18 protein-coding genes are annotated in these 17068 nt (G+C 58.1%); 13 read left to right on the top strand and 5 right to left on the bottom strand.

The features are described 5' to 3' along the window. Positions 1–308 precede the first annotated feature (308 nt). Complete coding sequence (locus LC354_RS16195) at positions 309–743, top strand: hypothetical protein (protein ID WP_223425639.1); 435 nt, start codon at positions 309–311, stop codon at positions 741–743. An 813-nt stretch (positions 744–1556) separates the two neighbouring features. Here LC354_RS16195 and LC354_RS16190 read toward each other — a convergent pair. Beyond that, entirely contained in the window at positions 1557–2270 is a 714-nt protein-coding gene (locus tag LC354_RS16190) for a response regulator transcription factor (protein WP_223425637.1), read from the bottom strand. After that, positions 2267–3445 carry a sensor histidine kinase gene (locus tag LC354_RS16185; RefSeq protein ID WP_223425635.1) on the bottom strand — a complete coding sequence of 393 codons (1179 nt, stop codon included), beginning with the start codon at positions 3443–3445 and terminating at the stop codon, positions 2267–2269. Before LC354_RS16185 ends, LC354_RS16190 begins: the two co-directional genes overlap by 4 nt. Positions 3446–3658: 213 nt before the next feature. Between LC354_RS16185 and LC354_RS16180 the strand changes: the two genes are divergently transcribed. From LC354_RS16180 to LC354_RS16160, 5 genes are all read left to right on the top strand, one after another. After that, positions 3659–4684 carry an ABC transporter substrate-binding protein gene (locus tag LC354_RS16180; protein ID WP_223425633.1) on the top strand — a complete coding sequence of 342 codons (1026 nt, stop codon included), beginning with the start codon at positions 3659–3661 and terminating at the stop codon, positions 4682–4684. 64 nt (positions 4685–4748) lie between these two features. After that, positions 4749–6173, top strand: a complete 1425-nt coding sequence (locus LC354_RS16175; RefSeq protein ID WP_223425631.1) for a sugar ABC transporter ATP-binding protein — start codon at positions 4749–4751, stop codon at positions 6171–6173. Continuing rightward, a complete protein-coding gene (locus LC354_RS16170) occupies positions 6170–7099 on the top strand; it encodes an ABC transporter permease (RefSeq protein ID WP_223425629.1) in 930 nt (309 codons plus the stop codon). Before LC354_RS16175 ends, LC354_RS16170 begins: the two co-directional genes overlap by 4 nt. Then, entirely contained in the window at positions 7096–8031 is a 936-nt protein-coding gene (locus tag LC354_RS16165) for an ABC transporter permease (RefSeq protein ID WP_223425627.1), read from the top strand. Before LC354_RS16170 ends, LC354_RS16165 begins: the two co-directional genes overlap by 4 nt. Further along, positions 8028–8954, top strand: a complete 927-nt coding sequence (locus LC354_RS16160) for an SMP-30/gluconolactonase/LRE family protein (RefSeq protein WP_223425625.1) — start codon at positions 8028–8030, stop codon at positions 8952–8954. The genes LC354_RS16165 and LC354_RS16160 overlap by 4 nt, the downstream gene beginning before the upstream one ends. A gap of 388 nt (positions 8955–9342) precedes the next feature. Here the strand turns inward: LC354_RS16160 and LC354_RS16155 are convergent, their stop codons facing one another. Next, positions 9343–10281 carry a threonine/serine dehydratase gene (locus LC354_RS16155; RefSeq protein ID WP_223425624.1) on the bottom strand — a complete coding sequence of 313 codons (939 nt, stop codon included), beginning with the start codon at positions 10279–10281 and terminating at the stop codon, positions 9343–9345. Positions 10282–10566: 285 nt separating this feature from the next. Here LC354_RS16155 and LC354_RS16150 point away from each other — a divergent pair, with 285 nt between their 5' ends. Then, positions 10567–11052, top strand: coding sequence for a RidA family protein (locus LC354_RS16150; RefSeq protein WP_223425622.1), 486 nt, complete (start codon positions 10567–10569; stop codon positions 11050–11052). 167 nt (positions 11053–11219) lie between these two features. On the opposite strand, the gene LC354_RS16145 is transcribed toward LC354_RS16150, so the two are convergent. Next, complete coding sequence (locus LC354_RS16145) at positions 11220–12137, bottom strand: restriction endonuclease (RefSeq protein WP_223425620.1); 918 nt, start codon at positions 12135–12137, stop codon at positions 11220–11222. 556 nt (positions 12138–12693) lie between these two features. Between LC354_RS16145 and LC354_RS16140 the strand changes: the two genes are divergently transcribed. The 6 genes from LC354_RS16140 to LC354_RS16115 all read left to right on the top strand — a co-directional run bounded on the left by LC354_RS16140 (position 12694) and on the right by LC354_RS16115 (position 16702). Further along, positions 12694–13920 carry an IS256 family transposase gene (locus tag LC354_RS16140; RefSeq protein ID WP_223425618.1) on the top strand — a complete coding sequence of 409 codons (1227 nt, stop codon included), beginning with the start codon at positions 12694–12696 and terminating at the stop codon, positions 13918–13920. Then, positions 13904–14515 (top strand): hypothetical protein, encoded by a 612-nt coding sequence (locus tag LC354_RS16135; protein WP_223425616.1) that lies wholly within the window; start codon positions 13904–13906, stop codon positions 14513–14515. Before LC354_RS16140 ends, LC354_RS16135 begins: the two co-directional genes overlap by 17 nt. Positions 14516–14604: 89 nt before the next feature. Next, positions 14605–15024, top strand: a complete 420-nt coding sequence (locus LC354_RS16130; RefSeq protein WP_223425614.1) for a DUF3293 domain-containing protein — start codon at positions 14605–14607, stop codon at positions 15022–15024. Positions 15025–15031: 7 nt separating this feature from the next. Next, positions 15032–15727 carry an N-formylglutamate amidohydrolase gene (locus tag LC354_RS16125; RefSeq protein ID WP_223425612.1) on the top strand — a complete coding sequence of 232 codons (696 nt, stop codon included), beginning with the start codon at positions 15032–15034 and terminating at the stop codon, positions 15725–15727. Next, positions 15679–16434, top strand: a complete 756-nt coding sequence (locus LC354_RS16120; protein ID WP_223425610.1) for a hypothetical protein — start codon at positions 15679–15681, stop codon at positions 16432–16434. The genes LC354_RS16125 and LC354_RS16120 overlap by 49 nt, the downstream gene beginning before the upstream one ends. Position 16435: 1 nt before the next feature. Next, on the top strand, positions 16436–16702 hold the full coding sequence (locus LC354_RS16115; protein ID WP_223425608.1) for a hypothetical protein: 267 nt from the start codon (positions 16436–16438) through the stop codon (positions 16700–16702). A 59-nt stretch (positions 16703–16761) separates the two neighbouring features. Here the strand turns inward: LC354_RS16115 and LC354_RS16110 are convergent, their stop codons facing one another. Then, entirely contained in the window at positions 16762–17007 is a 246-nt protein-coding gene (locus tag LC354_RS16110) for a hypothetical protein (protein ID WP_223425606.1), read from the bottom strand. Positions 17008–17068 lie beyond the last annotated feature (61 nt).

Genomic DNA, 17068 nt, shown 5'->3' with positions numbered 1-17068 from the left:
GAGGTAAAAGATACTTGATCCGCAGGCCTGATCAGGCGATCTTCGCGTCAGATGGCAGGCCACTTGGGGAATGTCGGATAGAATCGCTTTCGTTATGAATCGCTCCAGGTTTTCCCTAGGCTCCAAGTCAAGGAAATATTGGAGGCACGAAAAGAGACAAAGGAGCGAACCGCTATTCACCTTCGACACGTGCGGGGGCGATCCCTCCTACGTTTGCTTCCAATGGGCTGGGTCAACTTGTGCTGGCGGCTCAGGTTTCAGATATATTAAACTACCGTTATAACGCCACAGAAATGGAGGAGTTGGACATGACGGGCGCCGAAGATTCTTACGACGATGAGACTCCCATGGAGGAAACCCCGGGCTATGTCGGCCATATATTTGATGATTTCATAGATTTCGACGAAGGACTCAAGCCGCTGGAAGGATTTGATTTCAGTCTTTACGGAATAATGGCAGATGAATTGGGCGCTTCGCAAAGACCGCTTGAGTTGGATTTTGGCAATGGACCGACTTCGGTCAGTTTTGAAGCGTACTCACTGAATGAAATCGTGGAAATTATTCCGGCCGTAGAGGCTATCTACGACTGTCCGCCAAACCAGGGGCCTGCAGGTGGATCCGGATATATATTCGTGCTTCGCGAGGGCTTCACCATTGAACAGAGCGTAGCTGCCGCAAAGTCGCTGCGTTCGGCGCTAGATAGTGATTTCAGTGTTGTCGAAGCGGCGTACGAGAAGATTTAAACCGCGGCTAAGCACGGGAAGGTTCGCACCTCGATCGCCTAATTGCAATTCAATGAGGGCGATTGGTTCAAGGTCAAGGGGCGAGGGAGCTTTGTCGCCATTGTAGGCCAATTGCCATGTTGCAGAGATGTTGCAGAAACCAAAAGCCGCCCCTAGGGGCGGCTTGTTACGCACTTGTAAACTAAGTGAAAAATTGGCTCCGGCGGTAGGGATCGAGCCTACGACCAATTGATTAACAGTGCGTTAGTGGGAATTGTGCTGTTCAAGAGGGACTCGAGCCGTGAAACGCGCGAAAGTTAGTGATGCCCTGTGGGGCGGCATATCATGGTGGTGTTCAGGGTACTTGGTGACCAGCGGCAATTCTGGGGGGCATTGTTGAAAAAAAACAAACGCGGGGGCTGGCAGATTGTGGGCATGGAAAGTTCACACCTCAGAGGTGGGGCCATTAGAGTGGAATTGCCTGATTGGTTGAGACTAAAAGTAGCGGCCTATCTAACGCGCTAGTGTTCACCACCTGACACAAGATTCCCAGTCTGCCTCTGGTTCACCCCAATTGCTCGGATTAAGGCCCAATGGGCTGACTGTCCGGACCTTCCAGCCGTTCGCCGTGACCGCGAAATCTCAGGGTTCGCGACCGCAGCATTCGACACGAAGGACGGACACCGGCCATTCGCTGCGGACCGAAAAACGGTATCAAACAGCCAGCAAAGCGGCCATTCAAAATTTTTGCTGCCGCGCGGATAGTCAGGGACCTTCATTCTTATGAGTGCAGTGTTTTCAGGCCCCGCAGTTGAGGCCCGGCCACCGCGATGATTAGCGTTCTTTCAGCCACGTTTCGAGATCACGTTGGGTGGTTTCAAGCGTTTCGATGTTGATCGTGCGGGTTACGAGAGCACGGTTGAGCGCCCGAACACGTTTGTTGAGCATCACCTCGTCGTCAAGTTCTGAGATGACGCCGAGCTTCTCGTAGAGAGACAGGAGTCGGTTTTGTACAGTGCGCAAGGACATGCCGCGCCGTTCTGCGATCAGTTTGTCCTGTAGCCCGAGCGCCAGATCTATGAGCACGTCGAATTCACTATCGTCCAGTCGGGTACGAGGGGAGGAACCGCGCTTTTGCAAGCGGTGGATTTCGCGGTCCACCATAATCTGACCTTCCACAAGCACGGCGCGCAGGGCCAGCTTCAACCGCTCACGCGACGCGGTTTTTAGGACATATCCGTACGCGCTGTCCTCGGGTACGATGTGAGCGATTCCGCGAAGATAGGCGTCATCGGCGTAATTCGACCAGAACAGGATGCGGCTTTGTGGTCTTTCGGCCCATATGGTGCGGGCTGCCTCGATTCCATTGCGCTGTTCCATTTGCAAATCCATGACGATGGCCTCGATCTCGCCTCGCCGGGCTTCGTCTTCGCCAATCGCACCGTTGGCGGCATGAACGATTTCCGTCACTTCAGGCACCGCCTCGACCAGCGCGTCCTGTAAAAAAGTAGAATGGAACTGGTCATCCTCGACGATAAGTACCTTCATCTTCGATCCTCCAGCATGACTCGCACTACGCAGCCATATTCGTTCAAGATGTCGATCCCAGCCGAGATCAACCGGGCACGTGTGCGCATATGCGCCAGCCCGGAATTGCGCTGCAGATCGGTAGGAATGCCGCGTCCATCGTCACGCACGGTCATGACCAGCCCGGACTCGCCCAGCGGTTCGATCCGAACGGTGATGCGACCGGCTCCGGAATGGCGCGCGGCGTTGTTGATGGCCTCCTGCGCAATGCGAAACAGTGCTGTCCGCACGGTGGGGTCAAGCCGATCCGGCGCGCCGCCCGTGTCATCGAAAACATCTACTTCAATAAACTCCGAACAGGTCGCGCGTTCCAGATGTACCTGAACCGCATGGGTGAATCCGAACAGGTCCAACAAGGTCGGGACCGCTGTGTCGATGGTCCGCCGCAGATCGTCGATGATCTCGGTGATCCGCTGCGCCATCTCATCGCGGACCAGGGCGCCGTCTCCGGTGATGGTGCGAAGCAGGCGGGTCAAGTCGGCGAGCGTCTGATCGTGCAGATCCATGCCGATCCGCTGTCGCTCCTGTTCCAGTGTTTGGGTTAGTTCCAGCGCGCCACGCCGCAGCCCTTCTTCGCGCGCCTGTGCCTCTTGGCCGACCTGCGCGGCGCGGCGGGCCTGCTCGGCGGTATGCAGCGCGTGAAAATAGGGCGACAGGACATCGGCAACATTTTGAGCGCCTTGCACGGTTTCCTGTGTGTACAGACCGGGGGTGGAATGAGAGATATTCAGCGTTCCTATGGGCTGGCCCATGACCTTCATCAGAACATGCACGCGCGAGCGCAGCTGGTGATTGAAGATCGGTTCAGAACAGGCGCCTTCGAAGGTCTGCCGCGGATCTTGCATCGCATCCTGGCACAGCATGTAATCGCAATTGCCGGTGATCAGGTCCCGGATCGGCGATGCAGCGACCCGCGTGCGCGCCCGCGACCAGCGGGTCTGTATCCCGACTTCGTAGCTGGACAGCCAGCCGGGGCGGTCTTTCAGACACAGATCCGCATGGGTGTATGGGATGACTTCTGATATCTCGTTCGCCACCGCCTGCAGCGCCGAGGTAATGTCCGTGCGTTCGGCCAAATGCGCCGATATGCGCAAAAAGACGTTCCGCCTGGCGGGGGCCTGCAGCGCCTTGTTCATGTCTCCTCCCATTGCGCGATGCGTTTATCCGCAAGTGTTGCAGGCAAATGGGCCAAAGGAAACACCCCGAACTGCAAGACTATTGCGGGAATCCGCAACATCTCTGCGGGAAGATGACTTTACAGGGCCAGTTCGGACCCACATTATCGCGCCATTCGGGCCATTTTCGGGCCAGATGCTGCGCAAGTTAACTGCGCGACAGGGAGGAAAAAAATGATGATTTCAAAAATGCTGCTGGGCGCGGCAAGCGTTGCGATGGTTGCCGGATTGGCTCAGGCCGAGTCCCACATGGCCGATACCTCTGGCAAGCGCATTGCGCTGTCCAACAACTACGCGGGCAATTCGTGGCGTCAGGCGATGCTGCAGACCTGGGAAGAGGTCGGCGGACAAGCGGTGGCCGATGGTGTGCTCGCGGCAGCCGATGCCTATACTACGTCGGAAAATCAGGCGACCGAACAGGCCGCCCAGATTCAGAATATGATCTTGCAGGGCTACGACGCGATCGTGATGAACGCGGCATCGCCCACCGCCTTGAACGGCGCGGTAAAAGAAGCCTGCGACGCAGGCGTGACGGTGGTCAGCTTTGACGGCATCGTAACCGAGCCCTGCGCCTGGCGGATCGCGGTAGATTTCGCCGCCATGGGCCGCGAAGAGGTGGATTATCTCGCCACGCGACTGCCCGATGGCGGCAACCTGCTGGAAATTCGCGGTCTCGCCGGTGTGTTCGTGGACGATGAGATTTCCAAGGGCATTCACGAAGGTGTTGCCGAACATGACCAGTTCGAAATCGTCGGGTCGGTGCATGGTGACTGGGCGCAGGATGTGGCGCAAAAGGCCGTGGCGGGCGTCTTGCCGTCGCTGCCGGAAATCGTCGGTGTTGTGACCCAAGGGGGCGATGGCTACGGGGCCGCGCAGGCGTTTAAGGCGGCGGGCCGCCCGACACCGCTAATCGTGCTTGGCAATCGCCAGGACGAACTGCAGTGGTGGGCCGAACAACGCGCCGCCAACAACTACGAGACACTCTCGCTGTCCATCGCGCCGGGGGTGGCCTCGCTGGCGCTTTGGGTGGCGCAACAGGTTCTTGCGGGCAATGAAGTGCCCAAGGATCTGACCGTACCCTTCCTGAAAATCACGCAAGACACCCTGGACGAGTCGCTGGCCAGCACGCCCGAAGGGTCTGTGGCTAACGTGACCTATACGCTCGGCGACGCGAAGCAGGTCATCGCGGATGCCCAGTGATCCGTACCAAACGGGCCACCGACACAGGTGGTCCGCATTTTAACAAATTCAGAATGGAGCGCTCATGACCGATCATAAGAGCGCCCCGGTCGTGACGTTGCTGGACGCGGCCAAGCATTTTGGCCCCGTCCGCGCGCTTGACGGGGTCAGCTTGGCCGTGAAACCGGGCGATTGCATCGGGCTTGTCGGCCACAACGGCGCGGGCAAATCGACGCTCGTCAATTTGATCAACGGTGGCCTGTCGCCTTCTTCCGGCGAAATTCGTTTCTCGGATGGGACGGCGGCCTTGGAGGCCGGGGTAAGGTCCGTCTTTCAGGAACTGTCGCTGTGTCCCAACCTGACCGTGGCAGAGAATCTGCGGATCTCGCACAAGGCGCTGAAAGGGCCGGGCTGGCGCAGGCCCGCGCGGGTCGAGATCCTTCAAAGCCTCGACAGGATCTTTCCAGCCCATGGCATCGACCCGAATGCCGAGGTCGATACATTGTCCATCGCGGAACGCCAGATGGTCGAGATCGCCATCGGCTTTGCCCCGCGCGGCACGGCGGCGCGTCTGGTTATTCTTGATGAGCCGACGTCCTCTTTAGACGCGGGCATCGCCGATCAGCTCTTGGCGCATATCAAGCGTTTCTGCGCGGATGGCGGCGCCGTTGTCTTTATCTCGCACATGATGGGCGAGGTCTTCGAGGTCGCCAACCGGATCATAGTTCTGAAGGATGGCCGCATCGTCGCCGAACGCGCAACAGCCGACTTCACCCGACAGGGCCTTGTGGATGCCATGGGCCATGTTACCGCCGAAACGGCGGACGCCGAAGGCATTCGGCAGGATCTCGGCCCCGAGATCGTCCGAACAGACCAAGGGCTTTCGGCGCGCAAAGGCGAAATCGTTGGGCTTTCGGGGTTGGCCGGACACGGGCAGGCGGCAGCGCTCGCGCGGCTTTACCTGTCGCGGTCGTCGTCGTGGCGGTACGGGAGAACGCCCGACGTGGCGTTTGTCGCGGGCGACAGGCCGCGTGATGGCGTTTTGCCGCTTTGGTCGATCCTGCGGAATATCTCAATTTCCGCGCTGCGGCAGGGAGCAAGGCGCGGTCTGGTGGACCGCCATGCCGAAGCCGACGTCGCCGCACAATGGAAAGACCGGATTGGCATCCGCACCGACGACGTCCGAAACCAGATCCTGTCCCTTTCTGGCGGCAACCAACAAAAAGTACTGTTTGCCCGGGCGCTGGCCTCGCCCGCGTCGGTGGTGATCATGGATGACCCGATGCGCGGGGTAGACGTGGGCACAAAGCAAGACGTCTACGCCATGATCCGCGCCGAAGCCGCCCGCGGGCGCACGTTCCTTTGGTATTCGACGGAAACCGAAGAGGTCTGCCAATGCGATCGGGTCTTTGTATTCCGCAACCATGAAATTAGCGCCGAACTGACCGGCGCGGACATCACCGAGGAAAACATCCTCGCGGCGTCCTTCGAACTTCAGGAGGCGTCTTGAGCTTTCTTGCCCGCCACAGGATCATCCTGCCGGTCGTGTCGCTGGCGGTTTTGCTGGCGGCGACGTTCTACATGCAGCCGCGCGCCATGAGCTATTTCGGCCTGAATCTGCTGTTCAATCTGGCTGTCCCGATCGCTTTGGCGACGATTGCGCAAATGATGATCATCATGGTCAACGACATCGACCTGTCGCTTGGCGCCTTCGTCAGCTTGGTGGCCTGTGTCACCGCGACATTTCTGCACGATACGCCCATGCTGGGGCTGCTGATCCTGATGGCGCTGATCCTTGCCTATGCGGCACTTGGGGCGTTGATACACACGCTTGACCTGCCGGCTATCGTCGTGACGCTGGGCATGTCGTTCGTCTGGGGTGGGCTGGCGCTGTTTATCCTGCCGTCGCCGGGCGGGGCAAGCCCGGATTGGCTGCGTTCTCTGATGACGGTCAAGCCGCCCTTTGCACCGATGGCGGTTGTTGCGTCGATCATCATCGCGGTCGTGACGCATCTGCTGATCATGCGGTCCGGGATCGGCACCGTGCTGCGCGGGGTCGGCGGCAATGCCCGGTCGGTCGAACGGGCCGGTTGGTCCGTAATCCGGCTCAAGGCGTTGGCCTATGGGCTTGCCGGGCTGTTCGGCGTTCTGGCGGGCATGGCACTTGTTGGGCTGACCACGGCCGCCGATGCCAATATCGCGCTGCGTTACACGCTACTGTCCATCGCCGGGGTGATCCTTGGCGGGGGAGAGTTTATCGGCGGCAAGGTCAGTCCGACTGGTGCGGTCATTGGCGCGCTGACACTGACGCTGGCTGCGAGCTTTCTCAGTTTCATGCGGCTTTCGCCGGATTGGCAAATAGGTGCGCAGGGTGCAATCCTGATACTGGTCCTGACGGCTCGTCTGATCTTCAGACAAAAAGGGGCCGAGGCATGACTGTTCTGACGAAACCCTGGATCTGGTCTTGCGTGGCTGCGGCCGTGGCCTACGCCCTGATCCTCGGTCTAACCTCGGGGCGCGGTGCCGGAGAGCTGGCCTATGCCGCGCTGTCCTTCGGCGCGTTTGCCGCCATCGTTGGGCTGGGTCAGATGCTGGTCATTACGCTGGGACCCGGCAATGTCGACCTGTCGGTCCCCGCAACGATGACGCTGGCGGCAACTTTGGCGCTGAAGGCTATGGGGACTGATCCGGGCACGGCGATGCTCGGTCTTGTCATTGCGCTGTTTGTCGGCTTTGGCGTGGGCATCGCCAACTATGCGCTGATCTATTTTTTGCGGTTGCCGCCCATCATCGCCACGCTTGCCGCTTCTTTAGTCTATCAGTCGCTGGCGATCTGGTCGAACCGTGGCCTGCGGATCAAGCCACCGTCGGGGTTGGCCGATTTTGCCACGGGGCGGTTTCTGGGCCTGCCGAACGTAGCCTGGGTGGGGCTTTTCCTGGCCATTGTCGTCTGGGTCGTCCTGGAAAGGTCGGTCTGGGGCCGCTGGCTACTCGCCACCGGACAGAACATGCGCGCTGCGCGCCTTGCCGGTGTGCCGGTCGAACTCGTACGGGCCTTGACGTATATTTCAGTAGCGGTGTTCTCGGCCCTGACGGGATACCTGCTTGCCAGCTTTTCGGGGGGCGCGGCACTCAACATGGGGGCGGAATATCTGCTTATGTCTATCGCAGTCGTGGTCGTCGGCGGCAGTTCCATCGCCGGGGGCAATTCCAACGTGCCCGGTGTCTGGGGGGCTGCGCTTTTCATGTTTCTCGTCGTTTCGATGCTGAACAGCTACGGCGCGGGGGCCGGTGTTCGCAATGTCCTGACCGGGACCATCATCATAGGCATCGTTATCGCCGCCAGCACAAGGAGGGTACGCGCATGATCTCCCTGCCGCCGCATCTAGAAATGCATGATAACCGCTTTGCTGCCATGGTCCATCCAATGTCCACGCTGGACGTGATTGCCGAAGGCTTCACCTGGACGGAGGGGCCGGTCTGGTTCGGCGATCACGATTGTCTTTTGTTCTCGGATATTCCAAGCCAACGGATTTTGCGCTGGTCTGAACGAGAGGGTGTGTCAGTCTATCGTGAGCGATCGGGGTTCAACAATGGCAATACACGCGATGTGCAGGGGCGGCTGATCGGGTGTCGGCACGGGGAGCGCGACGTGGTGCGCACCGAGATCGACGGGTCGCTGACGGTCCTCGCAGACAGCTTTGATGGCAAGCGCCTGAATTCGCCCAACGACGTCGTGGTGAGCTCGGACAACGCGATCTGGTTTACCGATCCGACTTATGGAATCATCTCGAATTTCGAAGGGTATCGCAGCGATCCAGAGCAAAGTGCCCGGAATGTTTACCGTCTGTCCCCTGATGGCGAATTGAAAGTGGTCGCCAGCGATTTCAGCCAGCCAAACGGGCTATGTTTTTCGCCGGATGAAACGACGCTGTACATTGCGGAAAGCGGGTCGAGCCACGACGACAGCGTCCCGGCGGTCATTCGCAAGTTAGCCGTTGACGGCGCGAATTTGCGCGATAAAGGGGTCTTCGCGGAAATTGACCGGGGCCTGCCGGACGGAATGCGGTGTGACACGTTCGGCAATCTTTGGTCATCAGCTGCCGACGGCGTGCACTGCTTCGATTCCGAAGGCACGCGATTGGGTAAGATCCTTGTACCTCAGGTGGTCTCGAACCTGTGTTTTGGCGGTGCGGATGGCCATCGCATATTCATCACTGCGACGACATCGGTGTATCGCGTTTTTGTCGATGTCCGCGGCGCCGAGGCGTGGGTGCGCGGGCGGGGTTAGAGTATCTGGGCGCGTGATGACATGCCGATGCGTTCTCGAGAGCTGTAGACCTATCCCAAGTCTCGATTATTGAGACCGACTGCAATGAAAACGCGGTTCGGAAGCGACGTCTATTGGCAGGATTTGACGACTGCTTGGGCACCATAAGTTCCGCCGCAGCGGCAGGAATTCTGAAATCGCGCGGATTTTCTGCAAGTGGCGTAGCTGTCCCAACAAAAGTCCGGATTGTCCGAGACGCCAATCTTGTCCTGAGGTATGATCATGCACGAGCAGCGAACGGCAAGTTTGGCGGGCCGCATCGCAGCATACAACATGTCCGGCGAGCGGCTGCAAAGGGCCGGTCATGCACGCGCGTTGGCCAAGTCAAAATCGACGGATTGCAGTTACTTCAATCCATAAACCAGTGGGGTTCCGCATTCCCGCCACAGACAAGAACAGCAATCCGTTCATCTTTGCCCGGCTTGTAGGCACCCGATGTCAACGCCGCCAATGCAGTCGCAGCGCCCGGTTCGCCGACTAGCCGTGTGCCTTCCCACAGCTTCTTCGCGGCGTCGAATACCGCCACGTCGGGCAGCACGATGGCGTCTGTGACCCTTTCCTTAATGATAGTGTAGGACAATTCGCCCAACCGCGGCCCGCCAAGTGAGCCTGCGGAAATTCCGCTGGCGGCAACGTCTATTTCCGAACCTTCCTTCAAAGATCGGGCTAGAGTGTTGGTGCCTTCGGTTTCGACCGACACCACGCGCACCCGGTCGCCGATCCCAGCGGCAATGCCGCCGATCAACCCTCCACCGCCGGTAGCAACCATGATGGTGTCGAACCCATCGGTCTGTTTTTCCATCTCTAACGCAACGGTGCCCTGACCCGCCAATGTGGGAGCAGTGTCATAGGGGTGGACCGATAGCGCACCGGTGGTTTCTGCATGCGCGGCGTACTCCGCCATACAATCGGCGACGCTGCCTTCGGTCAGGATGACCTCAGCACCGAAATCGCGCATCCGGCGAAGCTTTTCTTCCTTGGCAATCGCACGGGGCACGAAGACAACTGACTTATGTCCCAGCTTGGTGGCCGCATATGCTACGGCGGCGCCATGGTTCCCGCCCGAGGCTGCGACAATGCCTGCATCGGGCACATCCCGGCTGAGCAGGTTGTTGAACGCACCCCGCACCTTGAAGGAGCCTGTGACCTGCGTGTGCTCCAGTTTCAGCGTGACGGGGTAATGCAGACCAAGCGCGCCCGACTCCAACTGCAAGACAGGCGTTAGACGGATATGGCCCGCAATGCGATCGGCGGCGGCGGTGATGTCGGCGGAGGTAAGCTGTTTCATGCGCTGACGATGGACCGTGCGCGGTCGGCCGTCAATTGCACTGTCAAAAGGCTCACCAGTTTTCGCAGTTGCAGCAAATGTTGGTATGAAGGGCCGCACTTTAGCGGCATTAGATGATGGTTAAGGTCAGGAATGGGCCGTCAGTGACGACCGACGGGATTGGTCAAACTGCAGATGTTGCGCCGCATCCGAGGTCTGCTTGGAATCCGCTCTGACATTGGCTGGCGAACGGGACGGTCGACGTGATATAGCGTGAAATCCAATCATTGAGCGGGGAAAGTGTTCGTGACCACACCTGAAGAAAGACTGGCAGCGCTTGGTCTGAAATTACCTCAGCCGACAAAATTGCCTGAGGGACTGCACATACCTTTCGCATTCGTGAACATAAGAGGCGAGCGCGCGTTGTTTTCTGGCCATCCAAAGAATGGAGCCGACGGACGCATCAGTGGCCCGTTCGGCGTTGTAGGGACGGACCTTACAACCGAAGAAGCATACGCTGAAGCACGAGAAGTGGCATTGTCGGTTTTGGCAAACCTCAAATCCGAGATTGGCGAACTCTCTCGAATAATTGGGTGGGTTCGCGTCTTCGGGATGGTGACATCAGCATCCGGGTATTCCGAGCAACACCTCGTGGTGAACGGGTTTAGTGACCTAATCATTGCCGTGTTCGGACAGGAAGTGGGCTGCCACGCTCGTTCTGCAATCGGCGTGTCTGGATTGCCACTTGGATTTGCAATGGAGATTGAAGGCGAAGTTTTGATCCGAGTTTGAACTTTCAAAGACAGTTGCGTCTGCGATGTCTGACTTCGCCCAGCGATCGATTTTGCGCGCGCGGCGAATGTCTCCTATGACGGGCCGCACCGCGGCAATTAGATGGTCAGGTGAACGGCAGGAATGGGCCGTTCAAGACGCTCGACAGATTTAACCACAGTAAGGCTTCAGCTCACTTTTTGCCTCAGCCAAGTTGTTAAACCTGCATCAAGAACCATTCGGGCAAGTCTGACCGGGTCAATTAGCGTAACGCGTCCATGAACCGGAGCATCGCCTACATGTCCTGTGTGCCAAACGAAAAACATGCGGTCGACACCGACCATTTGGTCCATTCGTCGTACATAATCATCAAACTGTCTGGGCGTTGCATGCGACTTGACTTGAACAAAGGCTCTCTCTTGAGTCGATGGTAGGAGCAATTCGATATCTACGGTGTTCTGGACGCCACCAATTGAACCTGTGCGTTTCCACCCACTTGATGAAAAGACCAAGTCAACCAAAAGTTCGAAATCCTGCCACGTCAAAAGCCCCATTAATCCAGAGATCGCATTAACTATTTGATCTTCTGCCTGTAAGGCCACCTGCACCTCTGGCATGACCTCGTCACCGAGTTTTCGCAGCAGGTATTCCTGGGGTTCAACCTGGCAAATGGTTCCTCGAAATCCTTGAACCTTCAAAAGTCGACCGGAAAGGCGTTCATAGAATAGATCTTCGCCACCCACCGTTTGACCGTGCCAACCATCGACAGTTGCACGCAGCTTGGTCCCATCTTCCAAAAGCTCAGCTGGGCCGCGGGGACGACACCAATACAGCCGCCCAGCATGAAAAGTGATGAAAACTGAAGTCTCAGGGGCGGTATAAAAGGTGCGAGCTTGGGTTAGGTCGCTGGTCAACACCCCTTCGTTGCCACCGCGATGCGCGCGCCACGCTTCCTTCGCATCGTCCCATTCACCGGCAATACACAACTCATGCGGCAATTCGTGATACCCGAAACGCAGAACACCTTCAGCAATTGCTTCAGCCTCCCATTCGCCACGGCGACCAAGTTTAATGTAATGTGAGCTCGTAGCATCAAGCCTTGGCATTGGTTTTTGGCCTTCAATTCAGTTGAAATACGATATCGCGAAGCTGAGTAATCTGTGTCACTCATTACTGAGGTTTGCGCAATGAACTGTTCATTCGCCAAGGCAAAACTTCTGTTTCCCCGCTTCCTGAACACGGGAAACATGCAAAACTCTATAGATGTTTTTACGGCCGCTTTCGGGAAGCTGAGCTGCGGCGAATGATGCCTAAGGGAATGGCAGGAACCTGCCCCAGCAGCGCAGCCGTCCTCCAGTATGCCCAGTGTGGAGGGCCTGACGCAATCGCAGGTCAACCTGATCCGCGCCTCGATCAAGGCTGGGGTAAAGCCCGGCGCTCTGTCGCGGCAGTTTGGGATCAACAGCGCAACTGGGACAACGCGACAGTCGAAACAATCATGCGCGAGGCAGGCGCGTTTGCCGGGATCACCAGTGTCGATATCGACCCTGCGCTGCGATCGCGGTCGTGTCGCGAAGTTGGTGGAAATTTGAAGGTGGCGTAATCTCCGGGTGAATCAAACCCACCCAATCGGCGGCTGGTACCGCCATAGGAGATCACGCCATGACCAAGACTACAGACACGAGCCCCATTTCGCTACTTACATGTGAAGAAGGCTTTGACCCGATCGAGGATCGGCTTCGCGCCAACATCCGCGGCACCATCGAGGCCGTTTTCAACGAAGAACTGGACGGCTTTCTTGGTCGTTTGCGGTATGGCCGAGAGGCCGGAACGGTGAAGGGCTATCGCCACGGCCACCGGGGCCGTCAAATCACCGGGACATTTGGCACTGAGACGATCAGCGTACCCCGCGCCCGGGTTGAAGACGAAGTTGGCAAGGTCAGTGAATGGAGCTCAAAAGCGTTGCCGCGCTACCAGCGCCTGACCAAGACGGCCGAAGCGCTGATTGCGTCGGTCTATCTCTCGGGCACCAACACGCGGCGTGTGAAGCGCGCACTGTTTGCGCTGTTCAAGGGGGCTGTCAGCAAAGACGTGGTCAGCCGCGCTTGGCGAAAGGTGAAGACCGACTGGGACGCTTGGTGCGTCCGTAGCCTTGCTGATGAGGACATCGTTCGGCTCATCCTTGACGGCACCGTCATCAAGACGCGGCTGGATAAAAAAGCCACGAACATCTCTGTTCTGGTGGCTATCGGCGTGCGCCGGGACGGGCAGAAGGTATTGCTTTCCATTATGAATATGGGTGGGGAGAGCACAGCCGCCTGGCGTCAGTTCATTGACGACCTCGATGCGCGGGGCCTTAAGCGGCCCGAGTTCGTGATGGTTGATGGTGCGCCGGGATTGGAGGCTGCGCTGGTGGCGTTGTGGGGCCAAGACTTGCCGATCCAGCGCTGCACTGTTCACAAGCATCGCAACCTGCTGGCCCACGCCCCAAAACATATGCACGAGGAGCTGGGCGACGATTATCGCGCCATGATTTACGCTGACACGGCCGATAAAGTTGAGAAGCAGCGCAAATCCTTTCTACGCAAATGGCGGCTCAAGTGCCGAGCGGTCGCAGACAGCCTTGAAGAGGCCGGGGATCGGCTGTTCACCTTCACCCGCCTCGATCCGTCGCAGTGGAAGTCAGCCCGCACGACCAACGCCATCGAGCGCCTGAACGAGGAGTTTCGCCGCCGGATCAAAACACAGACCGTGTTGCCCTGCGCTGAAACCGTGCCGATGCTGCTTTGGGCGCTCCTCGCCTCAGGCCAAATCCAGATGCGCAAAGTCGACGGCTGGGAAACACTCGCGCAACCAATTGAGCCGATGACACTTGACCTCGTCGCCTGATCAGGCGCAAATCAAACCGCTCGGAGAACGCCGCCAGAGAATTTCCACCACTTTCGAGACACAACCGCGATCGCTGGCCCGGACCTATTTCGAGATGCGCGACGAGAGCTTTATCGGCATGGGCGAGCGGCTTGCCCGGGAGATCGGGGCCAACTTTCGGGTCGTGGGGGACACCGCGTTCCTCTCGAAGCGGAACGCGGACTATCAGGCTGCCGTCCGCGCCGTCTGGGGCGAGAACCTGCACAGCTGGGATATCACCCCCCAGCTTGGTCGCGCGCAATTCAGCGAGGTGCGCGCGCGCTGGTATGACGTGGCATCAGCCAGCTGGCAGAGGGTCCAGCGGTCAACCGGACTGGACGTGAGCGCGATCCATGCGTCGCGCCTATCGCGGGCGGACGAGACAGAGGCAGCGCAACAATCCGACAGTGACGCGGCAACGGCGCAGCGGGACGCCGGTGAAGGCACCGTCACGATCGAGGGCAACACTGCCGCAGTCCCGGATGGCCTCTGCATCATCGCGGGCACCCGGCCCGGCGTCGATGGTGCGTACCGCATCGAGGCAGTCACGCACACGCTGACGCGCGCTGGCGGCTAGTCACTTCAGCCTTCAAGCAGCTGTCCCTCCGTGGAACTCTGGACTTCACGTTCGAAGCCTTTGATATTGCTGAGATGGAGTCTCTCTCAATGACTGTAATTCCCGCAGATCTCATCAAAGCCTATGAATCGACGGATTTCAGGGTTCTCGAACCGCAAGCATTTACGATGCGCGTTGGGCGCTACTCACCTGAATTGCAAGCGCTATACGCTGACCTCCGAGTGTCATCCGCCGGTTATCTGACCGCATGGAACCCTTTCAGCGCAGAAACCTCGGAGGAGGACAACAGGAAAGCCCAAAGCCATCTCCTGCGACAGCTTTCCGTTGAGGGATTTCCTGCCATGAACGCCCTTGGGATGGACCCATCTGGTGACTGGCCAGGGGAAGAGAGCATCTTCGTGCCGGGGCTGGGCCTCGAGCGAGCAAAGGCTCTAGGGGCGGAGTTTGACCAGAACGCTGTCGTTTGGGCCGATGCAGACGCTGTACCGCAGCTTGTTATGTTGAGGTAGTCCTGAGATGCCGAAGCTCGTTGTCCATGTCCCACATGCCTCCATCGCTATCCCTGATGACGCGTGGCCAGAATTTCTTTCTCTGCGGGCTGCAGTTGAAGCAGAGGCATTGGTCTCTGCTGATCTCCACACGGACGAAATGGCAAGGCAGGCCTGGCCGTTGGCGGAGATCGTTGAGGCGGATGTGTCCCGCATTGTGGTCGACGTTGAGCGCTACGATGACGACAGCAAGGAGGAGATGGCAGAAGTTGGCCGCGGGGTCTTCTACGGCTGTGATCACCAGATGCGGCCAATCCGTAATGGCTTGACCGAGGTTCGGAGAGATGAGCTGCTGGATAGGTATTATCGACCCCACTGGAAACGCCTTCGGGCAAAAGCGGCTGACGCCTTCCTGGTCGATCTTCACACCTATCCTGCTGAGCCTTGGCCGATCGAACGTCACGCGCATGGGCCACGTCCTGAGATCGACATTGGATTCAGCGAAGGTCTGACGCCGCCCGCATGGGTTGAGGCGCTTACGGAGCACTTCCGCCAGCACGGCTATGAGGTTGGACACAACACCCCCTACGTGGGCGTCATTGATGCCGGTGCCAAAGCCGCTGTGATGATTGAAATCCGGCGCGATGTCGTTGGGGTGCCAAGCGGAGACCCAAGGTGGCAAAGGTTGATTGCCGGGCTTTCAACCATGCCGATTGGAGTTTGAACGATGCCCAAGATTGCAGACTGCAAGGCTATCTGCGCTCGACGCAAGAAAGCCCAATGAAGGTGCGTGATTTCAACTCCTCGGCTCTGCATCTAACGCTCCAGAAGTTACAGGAAGATTGGTGGGAAAATTTCCGTGAGTTCACGGTTCTTAGCCAGTGGGCCGAGGTCATCAGTGTTGACCATGAAAATCTCACGCGGGTGATTCGAAGCCATCTCTACTTATTTCCCGAAAATGATGGCTTTGACTTCGCCAGAAACATTCCAATTTCCTTTGTGACAGAGGAATGCGTGTGGACCCTTACCTGGCACGACGCTGAAGCCTTTGGCGATCCAAGTGGGTTTGACGAAAGCGATTACGATTCTGAAAATATCGATATCGGTGGGGCCGACTGGGATGATCCAGATCTGCCTGTGGACGTGTTTGCCGACGCTATCGCCCAAATCGATTGGTGGGCAACCGGTGAATGGTTAGAGGACTGGGCGGAGGATGGCGAAGCGACCTTCATTGAAGCCCCTGCAAGGTTGAGGCCATATCTGCAGAACGCGCTCGCATTGTACCGGCGGCAAACGCTTGGTCGCTGGGGCTACCTCAGGTACCTACTGTCGCATCCCAAGTTTCTCTGGCGCCGGATCAGGAAAAGAGGGCTTTGGCAATCAATCACAGCTGATCAACGTGGTTCATTTTCTTTTCATAGGAGCCGCTGAGATGGCTGTAAAAAATTTCGTAGAACTTACGGCATATTGGGGAAACGACGACGGTGATAGCACTATCAAGCTTAGCGCAAAAAAGTGGAACGAAATCAGGGCGGGAGCGCAGTTCGAAAAGGATGCTTGGTCCTACTATGAGGGTCAGCGCTTTCGTGTTGTCTGGTTATTTGGCTCTGGCCAGGTCACCATTGATGGCGAAGATGGCATGCAATGTGTTGTCAATTTGCCCGTCGACGAGCTGATGGTCACACCAATTTCGAAATAGGTATCGGTGTGACCCGTCACACTATGAGCCCTAATATCTCTGAGAAGGTTATTCCGATGTCACAAGACGCAGTGATCGAAAAGGCGATGGAACAAATCATGGGCGTCTGGCAGGTTGATGCCAAAGACTTGCGCGGCAGAGGTCCAAAAGGCTTTGACTGGCTGCCCGGCAGTCATTTGGTACTGCCAAGCCCTTTTGATCGCCTGTTTGTTCCGGTGCCCGGTTTCTTCTGCCCACGTCCTGAAGCTGGCGCGGAAACCATGCGGGCGGTAGGGCAGGTCGCGGCGTCTGAGCAGGGCGGTCATCGTCGTGTCGCTGACGTGCGTCGATCTGAGTGTCCTGCGCAGCTACCGGCAGTGAAGCGGC

It is taken from the genome of Tateyamaria pelophila (genome assembly GCF_019966495.1).
GTDB classification, from domain to species: domain Bacteria; phylum Pseudomonadota; class Alphaproteobacteria; order Rhodobacterales; family Rhodobacteraceae; genus Tateyamaria; species Tateyamaria pelophila.
Note: the sequence above shows the minus strand (reverse complement) of the source record. Positions and strands in the feature narration are given on the sequence as shown.